11 protein-coding genes are annotated in these 15,370 nt (G+C 38.2%); 1 reads left to right on the top strand and 10 read right to left on the bottom strand.

Annotation, left to right across the window (positions count from 1 at the left end; genetic code table 11):
* Window positions 1-39 precede the first annotated feature (39 nt).
* From ICG50_RS00125 to ICG50_RS00150, 6 genes are all read right to left on the bottom strand, one after another.
* Window positions 40-2,331, bottom strand: a complete 2,292-nt coding sequence (locus ICG50_RS00125) for an NADP-dependent malic enzyme (protein WP_187658891.1) — start codon at window positions 2,329-2,331, stop codon at window positions 40-42.
* Window positions 2,332-2,483: 152 nt separating this feature from the next.
* Window positions 2,484-3,413: a carbohydrate kinase family protein gene (locus tag ICG50_RS00130; RefSeq protein ID WP_187658892.1), complete on the bottom strand. Its 930-nt coding sequence runs from the start codon at window positions 3,411-3,413 to the stop codon at window positions 2,484-2,486.
* Window position 3,414: 1 nt separating this feature from the next.
* Entirely contained in the window at window positions 3,415-4,590 is a 1,176-nt protein-coding gene (locus ICG50_RS00135; protein WP_187658893.1) for a glucosidase family protein, read from the bottom strand.
* Window positions 4,583-5,965 carry an MFS transporter gene (locus tag ICG50_RS00140; protein WP_187658894.1) on the bottom strand — a complete coding sequence of 461 codons (1,383 nt, stop codon included), beginning with the start codon at window positions 5,963-5,965 and terminating at the stop codon, window positions 4,583-4,585. Before ICG50_RS00140 ends, ICG50_RS00135 begins: the two co-directional genes overlap by 8 nt.
* Before the next feature lie 3 nt (window positions 5,966-5,968).
* Window positions 5,969-6,322, bottom strand: coding sequence for a glutaredoxin family protein (locus tag ICG50_RS00145; RefSeq protein WP_187658895.1), 354 nt, complete (start codon window positions 6,320-6,322; stop codon window positions 5,969-5,971).
* Between the two features lie 113 nt (window positions 6,323-6,435).
* Window positions 6,436-9,066: a TonB-dependent receptor domain-containing protein gene (locus tag ICG50_RS00150; protein ID WP_246448704.1), complete on the bottom strand. Its 2,631-nt coding sequence runs from the start codon at window positions 9,064-9,066 to the stop codon at window positions 6,436-6,438.
* A gap of 154 nt (window positions 9,067-9,220) precedes the next feature.
* On the opposite strand from ICG50_RS00150, the gene ICG50_RS00155 reads away from it, so the two are divergent.
* A complete protein-coding gene (locus ICG50_RS00155) occupies window positions 9,221-10,246 on the top strand; it encodes a LacI family DNA-binding transcriptional regulator (RefSeq protein ID WP_187658896.1) in 1,026 nt (341 codons plus the stop codon).
* Here the strand turns inward: ICG50_RS00155 and queG are convergent.
* From queG to ICG50_RS00175, 4 genes are all read right to left on the bottom strand, one after another.
* Entirely contained in the window at window positions 10,230-11,153 is a 924-nt protein-coding gene (gene queG, locus ICG50_RS00160; protein WP_187658897.1) for a tRNA epoxyqueuosine(34) reductase QueG, read from the bottom strand. The genes ICG50_RS00155 and queG overlap by 17 nt on opposite strands.
* Window positions 11,154-11,242: 89 nt before the next feature.
* Window positions 11,243-12,265, bottom strand: coding sequence for a Holliday junction branch migration DNA helicase RuvB (gene ruvB / locus ICG50_RS00165; protein ID WP_187658898.1), 1,023 nt, complete (start codon window positions 12,263-12,265; stop codon window positions 11,243-11,245).
* An 82-nt stretch (window positions 12,266-12,347) separates the two neighbouring features.
* A complete protein-coding gene (locus ICG50_RS00170) occupies window positions 12,348-14,147 on the bottom strand; it encodes a cytochrome c oxidase subunit I (protein WP_187658899.1) in 1,800 nt (599 codons plus the stop codon).
* Between the two features lie 28 nt (window positions 14,148-14,175).
* Window positions 14,176-15,357, bottom strand: a complete 1,182-nt coding sequence (locus tag ICG50_RS00175) for a cytochrome c oxidase subunit II (protein WP_187658900.1) — start codon at window positions 15,355-15,357, stop codon at window positions 14,176-14,178.
* Window positions 15,358-15,370 lie beyond the last annotated feature (13 nt).

Raw genomic sequence — 15,370 nt, forward strand, 5'->3', positions numbered from 1 at the left:
ACATCATCTCATTACAATATCTGAACAATATTACAAAAACTATTTGGTCGTCATCTTCTTTCTCTTCTCCTTTTCTTGGGCATCAACCACCGAAACGGCAACCATATTGACCATTTCTTCGACACTCGCACCCAATTGAAAAATATGCACTGCTTTCTCCATCCCTAACATAATCGGTCCGATGGAATCCACTTTATACAACTCTTTTAGGAGTTTGTAATTGATGTTTGCTGCTTCTAAATTTGGGAAGATTAAGGTATTTACTTTTTTTCCGGCCAATTTAGAAAAAGGGAATTTATTTTTAAGCATTTCGGGATTCAAGGCAAAGTCGGTTTGGATTTCACCATCAACAATTAAATCCGGGTAATATTTATGTAAATAAGCAACTGCTTCTCTCACTTTGGTAGCACTTTCATGAGAGGAAGAACCAAAATTAGAAAACGAAACCATAGCAATAACCGGTTCCATTCCGAACATTCTAACAGTTTTGGCGGTCATCAAAGCGATTTTTGCTAACTCATCTGCTGTTGGATTTGGGTTAATCGCCGTATCCGATAAAAACATCGGTCCACGATTGGTCATCATCATATTTGTGGTCGCAATCAAGGTTATTCCCGGTGCTTTTCCAATCAACTGCATCAAAGGCTTCACCGTTGACGGATAACTTCTCGAATAACCGGAAACCATGGCATCGGCATCACCTTCATTGACCATCATGGCTGCAAAATAATTACGCTCACGCATCCATTTTTGAGCATCCAATAACGAGATTCCTCTTCGTTGTCTTGACTGCCAATAAATTTCAGCGTATTTCATTCGACGTTTGTCTTCTTCTTTTGTTTTTGGATCAAAAATAGGCACATCAGCATCAAAACCAAGCTCTTCTTTGAGTTCCAAAATCAATTCTTTGTTTCCTAATAAAATTGGATGAGCGATGCCTTCCTCGTAAGCAATTTGAGCTGCTTTTAAAACATCTAAATGATCCGCTTCTGCAAAAACTACTCGTTTTGGATCAGTTTTGGCTCTATTAGTTAACAAGCGAACCATTTTATTATCGGAACCTAATCGCTCTAATAACTCTTCTTCGTATTTGTCCCAATCGGTAATCGGATTTAAAGCCACGCCCGAATTCATGGCGGCTCTGGCCACAGCCGGTGCAACTTGGGTGATTAATCTTGGGTCGAAAGGCTTTGGAATAATGTATTCTTTTCCAAAATTCAACCGGGTTTCGCCATAGGCTATATTTACTTGTTCGGGCACGGGTTCTTTTGCCAAATCGGCCAAAGCGTGTACCGCTGCCATTTTCATTTCTTCGTTAATTTTGGTCGCTCTAACATCTAAAGCACCACGGAAAATATAGGGAAAACCTAGTACATTATTCACCTGATTAGGATGATCGGAACGGCCTGTGGCCATGATTATATCTTTTCGTGTGGCTATGGCTAAATCGTAATCAATTTCCGGAATTGGGTTGGCCATGGCGAATACAATTGGATTTTTGGCCATGCCTAAAAGCATTTCGGCAGACATGATATTTCCGGCAGACAATCCGAGGAAAACATCGGCACCAACTAAAGCTTCCGCTAAAGTCGTTCCTGCTTTTCCATGAGCATATCTTTTTTGTAAATCGGACAAATCCGTACGCTCTGAAGAAAGCACTCCGTCTTTATCAAACATGATAATATTTTCGGCTTTTACCCCTAACAAAATATATAAATTGGCACACGCCAAAGCGGCAGAACCGGCTCCTGACACAACGATTTTCACATCGATAGTTTTCTTTTTGGCGATTTCCAAAGCATTCAACAACGCGGCCGATGAGATAATGGCTGTTCCGTGTTGGTCATCGTGCATCACCGGAATATTCAATTCTTCTACCAAACGTCTTTCAATTTCAAATGACTCCGGTGCTTTAATATCTTCGAGATTGATCCCTCCAAAAGTGGGCGCAATATTTTTTACAGTTTCAACAAACGCATCAATGTCTTTAGTCCCGACTTCGATATCAAAAACATCGATTCCGGCAAAGATTTTAAAGAGTAACGCTTTTCCTTCCATTACAGGTTTTGAAGCTTCCGGACCGATATCGCCTAGACCTAAAACGGCAGTTCCATTAGTGATTACGGCCACCAAATTTCCTTTGGCGGTATATTTATATACGTTGTTTACGTCTTTGGCAATTTCCAAACAAGGTTCAGCCACACCCGGTGAATAGGCCAGAGATAAATCTCTCTGGGTTGCGTATTTTTTGGTAGGCACTACTTGTATCTTCCCAGGCGTTGGTTTGGCGTGGTATAAAAGTGCTTCTCTTCGCTTACTGTATTTGTTCATTTTCTTTATGGTTGAGAATTACAAAGGTAGAAGACTCAACTTAAAAAGGAAATTTTTAAAGGTTTCTTTTTGCACAAACTCTTAAACAAAAAAGCCGTAATTTATCATTACAGCTTTTAAGCATTCTAACTAACTTAATTTCCGGTTGGCGATTATTCTTGGATTAATGCTTTGATATTGATATTGTCGGGCAATCTGCCTACATTTTGTAGTTTAATAGCTGCTAACTTCTGTGCCACAGTCATGGTTGCTTCTAAACTTTTTTGATGCAATTGGGCGTATAAAAATCCGGTCCAAAAAGCATCACCGGCACCGGTAGTGTCTTTTACTTCTTCTATTGGAATGGCTTTTTGAAAAAACAATCCTTGATGAATATCCGAAACCACAACACCGTTTTTTCCTTTGGTCAAACAGATAGTCGAAGCCCCTAAACTGTGGAAATAGTCAAAAATATATTCTTCTGATTTGACCGCGGCAAAAAGTCGGTAACAATCGTCTTCGCTTAATTTCACTAACGGATCATTGGCCAAATATTCTTTAAGTACTTTTTTAGCTTCTTCTCGGTCGGGCCAAATGCGTTCAGAGAAATTGATATCGATACTGAGTTGCAGCCCTAATGCTTTGGCTCTTTTGGCTCGGTTCAAAATAGTTTGCCTTGCCGGATTTTTACTTAAAGCAAAACAAGTGGTATGAAATATTTTAGCTTCAGCGATGACTTCATCAGGCAGTTGACTTTCAAAAATTTCGCAATCAGCTTGACGGTATGGAATAAAATCGGGCGTTTCTGTTGATTTAGAAACAAATATCACAGAAGTTGGTACTGATTCTGATTTTCCAATATAGGCTGTGTTGACATTATTGGCTTTCAATTTTCTAATAACATAATCCCCCAAACCATCTTGTCCACAAGAAGCTACCAACACGGCATTCAATCCTAATCGCGAAGCATTAACGGCCACATTCGTTGGTGAACCGCCCAAAAAGCGATGGTAATCTTTGGTTCTATTGATTGATGTATTGACTTCATGGCCGATAAAATCTATCAGAACTTCGCCTATGCTTATAATATCTATTGATTTCAAGTTAAACTAATATTTTAAAATTATGATGTAATGATTGATGTACTAAAATTGCTGCTGCAGCACTCCAAGCACAACGTGAAACGCCATTGGGTTCTGTGGTTTGAGTATTGAAATTTTCAAAAAATGAAAAATCTTCTATGCCATTAGCTTCATTTATTTTTTCTAAAATGGTGGTTGCCTTTTTCTTTTCTCCCTTTGAGACAAGTGCTACTCCATAAAAACCATTGACCATTGGCCAACTTCCTCCATTATGAAATTCGTAAGGATAATTCCTAAACTCATATTTGCAATTGTTTTTGAGCAAGTTCCAATGTTCATCGTTTTCAAAAACAGGTGGCCAAAAAGCAGGCAATAATCCTAAATGTGTTTCAGAAGCTAGTATATCCGAATAATTTAAAAGCTTTCTTTGGGATTCCACAGAACCAATATTTAACAATAAAACCAACGAACCGGCAAAAGCGTCAAACTGTGTTTTGTAGCCCGAAGGAGAGAACGAACAAGGCATGAAATCTTGAAAACTGACTTCAGCATGAGCTCTTGGATGGTATTTTTCTCCTTGGCTATTGGGCATGAAATTGATTTCTATTTGGGTGATTATTTTTTCGATTTTTTCGGTGATGGCTTCACTTTTCACAAAATGATTATAGCTTTTTAAAGCCCAAATGCGCAACAACTGATCGTATAAAACATAACCGTCAGTGATGTATTCATCGGCCCAATTTCCGGAAAGCGGGACGTATAAAAGGTGTTTGTTGTTAAATTCCCATGCCTCTAATAGTCCGAAACCTTTTTCAATTTCGGAATTGTATTCGGATACAATAGCAGCATCAGATTTGTAATATGCATATTGGCAAACGCCTATGATAAACCAAGTCACTGCATCCACTCTTCCGGCTAAACCGCCATAACTCACTTCGCTTTTTCCGTCAGTCATTAAAACATTGGAAGGAATAGTGCCAATGGGATGTTGGTTTTTAGCCAAAGTGTCCAAAGTATTTTTAAAAGTCGCAATCAATTTTTCATCTCCTGAAGCTAGTGCAGCCAGACCACAAATCACGCCGTCTCGAGCCCAAACTCTTTTGTAATTGGTTGTGTTTTCGGCACTGGCTAAAAAACCGTTGGGTGAAGCCACCTCGTGAAGTAAATCAATGGCTTTATGATAGGCGATATTATTCACTTTGTACGATTTGGTTTTTATTTTTGATTGTAATAAAGAGGGTTAAAACACCGGCTATGATTAAAAACAATCCTGCCAGTTTAATTACATTCATTGGATTATTACCTAACCAATCATACACAAAATATTGCATGGTTAAGATTTGAATGGCCATTGGAATTACAATGAACATATTGAAAATCCCCATGTAGACTCCGGTTTTTTCTTTGGGAATCGAGCCGGCCAGCAATTGGTAAGGCATGGCCATCGTTGAAGCCCAAGAAATCCCTAATCCAAATGAATACAGGAAAATAGTGGTTACGGGAATGTTGTCACCAAAAGGATTGTGCATCACAAACAACACATCGGTATTGTTAAGCAACGGAATAGACAACAATCCAATTCCGCCTAAAGTTAAAGCCATAAAATGAACCCCTTTGGCCCCAATTTTTAAAGCTAATGGTACCAATAAAAAGGCGACCATAAAGCAGATAATATTGTATGTACCGTTGAGACTTCCGGTTAGCAATTGTGCTTTGGAAAATTCTTCCGAAGCTTGATCAGTAGTCCCAAATAATGACAGTGATAATGACGAAGTGATGTATTGCCAATAACAAAACATGGCGTACCAAGTAAAAAACTTTACCGGAATTAGTTGCTTCATTGTTAAGGGCATAGAACGGAAGGCTTCGGTTATATCGTTCCAAACTGTTTTGAAGATATTTTCTTTTTTCTTTTCTTGAATTATGGCCAATTCTTCTTCTGTTGGCGGATATTCCTTGGTAGTCATGACTGACAACAATACTGAAGAAATGGAAGCAAAAGCACCAATGAAAAAGGCCCAATAGGTGTATGTTGGAATGCCGTTTTCCATTTTATCGGTGATGGCTAAAAAGCCTAGGGAAACTAAAATAGCCGGTGTAAAATTGGCTAAAGTGATGCCGAAACCGGTAAAAAAACTTTGCATTAAAAAGCCAAGCGACATTTGTTTGTCGTTTAATTTATCGGCAACAAATGCACGATAAGGTTCCATCGCTACGTTGTTAGCGGCATCTAAAATCCAGAGCAAACTGGCCGCCATAAAAAGTGTACTGGAGTAAGGCATCAACAATAATGCAATACTGGAAATCAAAGCTCCAATCAAGAAAAAGGGTTTTCTGCGTCCGAATTTAGGAGACCATGTTCCGTCACTTATCGCTCCGACTATAGGCTGAACTATCAATCCTGTAATTGGGCCGGCAAGCCATAGCATGGGTAAACTTCCTTCGTCGGCACCCAAATATTTATAAATGGCGCTCATATTGCTTTGTTGCAAACCAAAACTGAATTGGATTCCGAAGAAACCGAAATTCATGTTCCAAATTTGCCAAAAGCTTAGGTTTATTTTTTTGCTCATGATTTACTTTAATTTCTGAAGGAACTCTTCAAAGGGAATGTTATTGGTAAAAATCATCCCTTGTTTATCGATTACGGGAATGGACAAATTATTGGTACTGATGTTGGCTTGCTTTAACTTAAACAGCATTTCTTTCAACGCCTCCTGATTTTTATCGATATCATAAAACACGAATTCGATATGATTTTCTTTAAGGTATTTTTTGGTATCTGTACAATGATGGCATTCGTCGCTCCCGTAAACAATCATTATTTTGTTTTCAGATTTTGTTGCCGTTTTGGTCTGCGTTTCTTGGGACAACAAATTATTGCTGGCAAAAAACATACAGAAAAAAAATAATACGACTGATTTTTTCATTGGAATAACTTTTAAGAAGTATTTAAAGATAAAAAATCTTTGGTTAAAAATAATTCCCATACCATAAAACTATGGTATAGGAATTACTCAAATTAAACATGAAAAGGTTGTTCTTAGAACTTATAAGACAATGCCATAGAAAGTGATCTTCCCGGTAAAGGTCTTGCTCTAACAATATTAGTGGTATTGGCTGTGATGCTTCCTTCTTCGGCTTCCGTGATGGCTAAAGTGTTGAATAAGTTATTACCGGCTACGTTTAAAGATAAGCCTTTAGTGATGCCTACTTCTACGAAACCGTTTACGATTACAAATCCGTTCATCACCAATTCGTTGCTGTCTTGAGCATAAGCTTTGGTTTGACCAATGAAGCTTAACCCTAATGTATTGCTAGCTTTTCCGAATTTGTATGTTGGGATGAAGTTGTACATCATTTTAGGTTGTCTTCTTGGTTCGTTACCATTATTGGCTCCAGAAGTAACTTCAGCTTTGGTATAAGTAAATCCACCTCGTAAGTTCAAATCATTATTTACGTTGTAAGATGACTCTAACTCAAGACCCATTGAACGGTAATCGTTTTCAATTATGCTATTAGAAGTAGCTTCGAATCCGCCTTCTTCGGTAGTCGTTGAGCTAAATAATGTTGCGTAAACATATCCTTTAGAGAATTTTCTTTTGTATCCTAATTCCGCTTGTGCTAAATAATCTAAAGAGTTGATTCTGTCTCCATCAAGGTAATTTAAACCCGAAAATAATATTCTGTCAGCTTTAGCCGAAGCTCCTTTGCTGTAACGAGCAAAAACAGATTGATTGGTATCAATTAAATAATTACCTCCTAAAGTATAAGACACATAATCATAGTCGTAATCAACAGCGGTTGTATTAGCTGTATTGATCGCAGATACGCTGGTTTCAGGTGCAGAAATTACGTTATCGTTATTGATGTCATAAACAGTTTGAGAAGAACCTGCAAAAGAACCATTTACTTGTCCCATATCAAAACGAATTCCTCCTTCTAAAGACAATTTATCAGTAGCATCGAAAGACACGTTAGCGTATGGTGCTGAAACATTGTATTGTGTATCATAGTTTCTGGTACAGCAGTTGCCCCAATACGGAACACCGTAGGCGTACAATCCGTTGGCAGAAAGTAAATTCCCACCGGCGTCAGTTACATTGATTAATCTTGGATTGTTATCCGATACTTCTTGTAAGTAGGAATTCCACAACCATGACATTGAGATATTTTGTATTGATTTGAAATAACCGGCAGTTACCCCAACTTTATCAAATTTCTTAGTGATTCTTAAATCGTTCATGAAGTTGTTGAAATTGTTCAACTCCACATCAAACATGTGAATTCTTGACACTAAACCGTTTGGAGTGTTGAAAGCCGAACCATCGTTGGCATAAGTTAACGTTGAACCGGCACCGAAAGAATTAGCAATTGTTGCTGCAGAAGCAACTTCAGCTGGGAATGGCGTGATAAATTGTCCGCTGTTTGAAGAGAAACGACCATTGTTAGTTACTTTCCAACCTTCAGCCAATTCGAAGTTAACTGAAGCTCCGATGGTTTTAGAAACCGGGTGCATCCCGTCGCCTACATTGCCTCTTCTTACATTTCCATTTCCGTCTAAGCCTACATTGTGCATCAAATAAGGAGATTGTTGTGTTCCTGAAGTGGCATCATATCCGCTGATGCTTTCCCAGTTTGGATTGGCATTACTTCCGGTTACTTGAATTGGCATTGGCATGTATGCGGCAGCTCTGTCATTTAAGAATTTCGCATAAACCGTAACAGACCCACTTTCGAATTCTTTGGTTACATTCATTTTGAATTGTCCACCATTATTGGCTATAAAGCCCGGACTTCTTACTCCTTCACCGGTTCTGTAAAAACCTCCGGCATGGAAATACAATCCGTCTCCAATTCTGGCTCCATATTCTAAATCCGTTCTGAAGTCGTTGTAGTCTAAACCAAAACTGGTTACCATACTTCCGCCTTCTGTTTTACCGGTTTTACTGATAAAGTTGATAATACCACCTGGTGAATTAGACGATAATGTAGACGCAGAACCACCTCGAATGGCTTCAATTTTGGCTACATTTCTATCGAATCTTGTGAAAATATCCGCAGTTGCGAAAGCGATATCACCGTATAACAATACCGGTAATCCATCTTCTTGAATTTGTAAATACTTAGAACCACCGGAAGAAATTGGCACCCCGCGAACGGAGATGTTAGCATTTCCTTCACCACCTGAAGACTCTGAGCGAATCCCCGGAATGGTTCTGAAGATTTCAGCGGTTGATCTTGGTGCTGACTGTTCTACTTGTTTCACATCTAAAGTTGTGATGGAAACACTTGACTTGATTTTAGCTCTCGGATTAACAACACCGGTTACCACAACTTCGTCTAATACTTTAGAATCATCTTGTAGTTGGAAATCCAAAGTGGTGTTTCCACTTACGTTAGCCGTTTTCTTTTCGGTGGCAAAACCGATGTAAGAAACGGTTACGGTTACAGCACCGTCAGTCAATCCTGAGAAGGTGTAAATACCCTCAGCATTGGTAGAAGTAGATTTTGATCCGTTACTTAATACCACATTGGCACCGACAACAGTCTCGCCTTTAGCATCGGTAACTTTTCCTGACAAGCTACTGCTTTGTGAAAAAGAAAGATTGCATAGCATTAATGCTACTATAAACAACATCTTTTTCAAAAATAAAGTACTTTTTTTCATCATTTGTAATTTGTTTGATTAGTAATTATTGTTGGTTTATTTTTCGAAATTATATTTTTAGTTAACAAAATTTTAGCAAATCAACACCGAAAACGTTTTCGAAAATACCGAAAACGTTTTCGATACAAGATTGGGATTTTTTTATGATATTTGTTATATGAGAGACATTACTTTGAAACAAATTGCTGAAACCTTAGGAATATCTATTACTACGGTGTCTAAAGCTTTGAAGAACTACCCTGATGTTAGCCCGAAAACTAGGAAAGCAGTTTTAGATTTAGCACAGTCTCTTAGTTATACGCCCAATAGTTTTGCCGTGAACCTCAGAACCAAAGAATCGCGAACTATCGGATTGATTATTCCGGAAGTAGTGCATCACTTTTTCTCTAATGTAATTAACGGTATTATTGATGAAGCAGAGAAGAATGGGTATCTGGTCATTATACTCCAATCCAATGAATCTTTGGAGCTGGAAAAAAAACAAGTCGAACTTTTGATGAATAAAAGAGTCGATGGCATTATCATGTCGCTTTCCAATGAATCTAACGACGATGAACACCTCAAAGAAATCCTTCGCAAAGAAGTTCCATTTGTGATGTTTGACAAAATTTCCAAATTGATTCCGTGTTCCAAAGTTATCATCAACGATCAAAAAGCTGCTTTTAATGCGGTCGAACATTTGATTCAAAAAGGGTGTCGAAAAATTGCTCACATTCGGGGACCAGTAAATCCTCAAAATGCGATTGACCGATTTTTAGGTTACAAAAAAGCCTTGGATAAAAACAATATTCCCTTTGATTCAAAACTTGTTTATACTTGTAAAAATGTAACCTTTGATGAAGGTGTTGAATTTGCAAAACGAATAGCTGCTGAACATCCTGATGTGGATGGCATATTTGTCATTACTGATTTAGTGGCCGTAGGTGTTTTGGCTCACTTTAATGAAGTGGGAATCAACATTCCTGAGCAAGTAAAAGTAATAGGTTTTAGCAATTGGTTTATGTCGCAGGTGATAACGCCAAAATTGAGTACCGTTGACCAACCTAGTTTTGAAATGGGCGTTCACTCTTTTAAGCTATTGTTGGAAGAGATTAACACAAAAAAAGAATTGCATTCATTTCATCCGAGAACTATTGAATTGGAAACCGAAATTATTGAAAGAGAATCTACTTCAGAAAGTTAATATTTCGTTTAACACCTTCCCATTGTGCTCTTTTTAGTGGAGAATTGGGGAAGACTTTGGCAAAAGTATCTTCTGTGATTTCTTCCCAATCTTTTTTGGTATAAGAAAGAAGTTCCGGATAAGGAGAGAACAAGGGTTCGTTATGGGGTTTTGAAAATTTATTCCAGGGACAAACGTCTTGACAAACATCGCAACCAAACATCCAATCATCCAGTTTTCCTTTCATTTCCATGGGGAGATTTTCTTTGAGTTCAATAGTGAAATAAGAAATACATTTGCTTCCATCAACCACATAAGGCGCTACTATGGCTTGAGTCGGACAGGCATCAATACAAGCTGTACAAGTTCCGCAATGATCGGTAACCGGATTGTCATAGTCTAATTCTAAATCGACTATCAATTCGGCTATGAAATAAAAAGAGCCTACTTGTTGGGTTAATAAGTTACTGCTTTTTCCTATCCAACCCAAACCGCTTTTGGCAGCCCAAGCTTTGTCCATCACGGGAGCAAAATCGACAAAGGCACGACCGGGAACTTCTCCAATTTCGGCACGGATGCTTCTGAGTAATTTTTTTAGTTTTTTCTTGATGACATTGTGATAATCTTTACCGTAGGCATATTTTGCAATCTTATAAGAATCTTCAATTTGTTTTTCCGGAGGATAATAATTCAATAGAAGAGAGATTACGCTTTTGGCGCCATCAACGAGTAAGGTTGGATTTAGACGCATGTCAAAATGGTCTTCTAAATACTTCATTTCTCCTTGATGATTTTGCTTCAACCAGTATTCTAATCTTGGGGCTTCTTCTTCCAAAAAACCGGCTTTTGAAATCCCACAAGACAAAAACCCAAGTCGTTTGGCTTCGGCTTTAATGAAATGGGTATATTTTTCTTTGTTGGAATTCATGTTGCATTAGGGATTGGAGCGATTGTTTGAGCTCTTTTTTGTGCAGCAAAAAAAGCGAGTGCGGAAAGCCCGACCCGCAGGGGAATGCCCTAAAAAAGTCCGCCTTGAATATTTGTGTTGACTTTTCCTAAATGTTTAAAAGCTTTCTCGGTCACTTCTCTACCACGCGGTGTTCTGATGATGAATCCCTCTTGGATTAAGAATGGCTCGTATACTTCTTCGATAGTCTCGCCACTTTCAGAAACAGCTGTAGCCAAAGTAGATAAACCCACCGGTCCGCCTTTGAATTTTTCGATGATGGTTGTTAAGATTTTATTGTCCATTTCGTCTAACCCGTGGGCATCAACGTGTAATGCTTTTAGGGAAAATCGAGCGATTTCAATATCAATTTTTCCATTGCCTTTGATTTGGGCGAAATCTCTAACTCGTCGTAACAATGCATTGGCAATACGAGGTGTTCCTCGGCTTCTACCGGCGATTTCTATGGCAGCTTCCATGGTTATCGGCATTTTTAAGATGCTTGAGCTTCGTTGGACAATAGTCGTCAAAAGTTCGGTGTTGTAATATTGTAATCGACTTTGGATTCCGAATCGTGCTCGCATCGGTGCCGTTAATAATCCGGAACGAGTGGTTGCTCCTACTAGGGTAAAAGAATTGAGATTGATTTGTACTGTTCTGGCATTGGGTCCGGATTCAATCATGATGTCGATTTTGAAATCTTCCATGGCCGAATATAAATACTCTTCCACTACTGGGCTTAAACGATGGATCTCGTCTATAAACAAAACGTCTCTTTCTTCAAGATTCGTAAGTAACCCAGCCAAATCTCCGGGTTTATCTAAAACGGGGCCGGAAGTGATTTTAATCCCAACTCCTAATTCATTGGCCAATATATTAGCCAAAGTGGTTTTTCCCAAACCCGGCGGTCCGTGAAAAAGGGTATGGTCAAGTGCTTCATCTCTTTGATTGGCGGCTTCAACGAATACTTTTAGGTTATCTAACACTTGTTCTTGACCGGTAAAATCATCAAAGCTTAAAGGCCTTAATTTTTTTTCTAAATCAAGTTCTTCCGGGTTAAAATTATTGTTGGTTGGATCTAAATTCTCGTTCATCTCACAAATATATAACAAAGTTGGTTGCTAATAAAAAATGCCTTTCGATTAAGAAAGGCATTTTTATTATTTTGGGTAAGAATTAATGATGCAATACTTCTTCTCCTGGTTTCATAGGTACATTTTGAGGAACAAAATCTTCCTCATGACCCGGTTTGCTATAATCGTAAGGCCATCTGTGAACTTCAGGAATTGCTCCAGGCCAGTTGCCGTGAATATGCTCGATTGGCGCTGTCCATTCCAAAGTGTTAGATTTCCATGGGTTTTGAACTGTTCTTTTACCGTAGAATATACTGCTAAAGAAGTTGTATAAGAACGCCAACTGGAAAGCACCACCTACTAGAGCAAAAACAGTAATAATCACGTTCACGTTTTGTAAATCGTCAAACAATGGAAAATTAGTGTTGGTGTAATATCTTCTTGGCAAACCGGCCATTCCGATGAAATGCATTGGGAAGAATACTCCGTATGCACACACTGCTGTTACCCAGAAGTGAACATACCCTAAGTTTTTATTTAACATTCTTCCGAACATCTTAGGGAACCAATGGTAAATACCGGCGAACATTCCGTACAATGCAGAGATACCCATTACCAAGTGGAAGTGAGCTACAACAAAGTAAGTATCATGAACGTTAATATCCAAAGTACTATCTCCCAAAATGATTCCAGTTAAACCTCCAGTAATGAAGGTAGAAACCAATCCAATAGAGAACAGCATTGCAGGATTCAATTGTAAGTTACCTTTCCATAAGGTTGTAATGTAATTGAATGCTTTTACCGCTGACGGAATTGCAATCAATAAAGTGGTGAACGTAAATACCGATCCAAGGAATGGATTCATTCCCGAGATAAACATGTGGTGACCCCAAACGATGGTTGATAAGAATGCAATAGCAATAATTGACATGATCATCGCTCTGTAACCAAAGATTGGTTTACGAGCATTAGTGGCTATAACTTCAGAAGTGATTCCTAATGCCGGCAATAATACAATGTATACCTCAGGGTGACCTAAGAACCAGAATAAGTGTTCGAACAATACCGGTGAACCCCCTTGGTAATGTAAAACTTCTCCGGCTATATAAATATCAGACAAGAAGAATGATGTACCAAAACTTCTGTCCATGATTAGCATTAATGCTGCTGACAATAAAACAGGGAATGAAATAACTCCAATGATAGCTGTGATAAAGAAAGCCCAAATAGTCAGTGGCAATCTGGTCATTGACATTCCTTTAGTTCTTAAATTGATTACCGTAACGATGTAATTCAAAGATCCTAATAAAGAAGATGCGATAAAGATAGCCATAGAGACTAACCATAGTGTCATTCCGGCGCCAGAACCTGACATAGATTGTGGTAAAGCACTTAAAGGCGGATAGATTGTCCAACCTGCAGAAGCCGGACCGGATTCTACAAATAAGGATATAACCATTACCACACTGGATAGGAAGAATAACCAATAAGAAACCATATTAAGGAATCCGGAGGCCATATCTCTTGCTCCAATTTGCAATGGAATCAATAAGTTACTAAAAGTTCCACTTAACCCTGCGGTTAACACAAAGAATACCATGATGGTTCCGTGAATCGTAACTAAAGCAAGATAAGTTTCATTATTCATCACGCCACCCGGAGCCATTCTTTCTCCAAGGAAGAAACTGAAAATTTTAAAAGACTCTTCTGGCCATGCCAATTGCATTCTGAAAAGCATTGACATTCCAACGCCAATAACTCCCATGATGATACCGGTAATAAGATATTGTTTAGATATCATTTTATGGTCAATACTAAAAATATATTTAGTAATGAACGTATCTTTATGGTGGTGTTCGTGTTCGTCGTGACCGTGGTCGTGATTGTGAACTTCTGCTGACATATTAGGTAACTTTTAAGTTTTAAATAAATTATTTCATTTCTGCTTGAGCAACTACTGTAGTGTCTTTGCTGTTAGAAGAGGTAGAATCTTTTGTTGTTGCTGGTGAATCGGAAGCTTTTGCTTCGGCAGCAGCTGTTTTAACTGCCTGAACAATTGTTTTAGCAGAATTCTCTTTTAACCAGATTTTGTATTCTTCCGGAGTATCTACTACAATTTTCATTTGCATATTATAATGAGAAGCACCACAAATTTTATTACATAACAATAAGTAATCAAAAGTATATGGGTCAAGTGCTGATTGTCCTTCTGCTACTAATTTTTCACTTTTCTTAGCTCTTATCGCATTGATATTTGACACTTTTTCAATCATTGCCGGTTTATCTCTCATTTCGGCAGTAGTCAAAGTTGGAACAAACGAAAATTCAGTGACCATCCCTGGAACACAGTTCATTTGTGCTCTAAAATGAGGCATGTAGGCAGAGTGTAAAACGTCTTGTGAACGCATTTTGAAAATCACTCTTGTTCCTTTAGGAATATGCAATTCAGAAGACGAAAAATCATCTTGAGCATTTGGATCAGATAAATCAACTCCAAGGTTGTTTGCACCTTCTATATATCTTACATTAGCTTTCCCTAAAACATTATCCGCTCCGGCGTATCTTGCTTCCCATTTAAATTGTTGTGCATAAAGCTCAATAACTATAGCGTCATCAGCATCTTCTTCGTCAACAAACATAATATTGGTCCAAGCATATAATCCATAAAGAATTAACCCTGCTAAAACGATGGCCGGGATAATACTCCAAATGAATTCTAACTTGTTGTTATCCGCAAAATAAAGTGCTTTTTGTCCTTGCTTGCCTCTGTATTTGAAAGCAAAATAATGTAATAATGCTTGTGTTACTGTTTGAACAAAAAAGATTAAAACCATTGATATCATCATCAGCCTATCCACTTCAGGACCGTGTTCAGAAGCTGAATCACTCATCAAAGGAAAATGGCTGTAATTTAAAAGACAATAGATTGTTGTTAGGTAAATAAATCCTAAGAAACCAAACATCAAGTAACCGTTAACTTTGTTATCGTTATCGTTTGCCACCTGTGTGTCATTCACATTTCCACCAACTTGAGTTAAGTCAAATATTTTAGTTAACTGCCATAGGGCAACTGCCAATAAAACTACAACTATAAGTATCAAAAGAGTTGTCATTTGTAATTTACTT

Origin of the sequence: Flavobacterium buctense (assembly GCF_014486695.1) — a bacterium.
Lineage (GTDB): Bacteria > Bacteroidota > Bacteroidia > Flavobacteriales > Flavobacteriaceae > Flavobacterium > Flavobacterium buctense.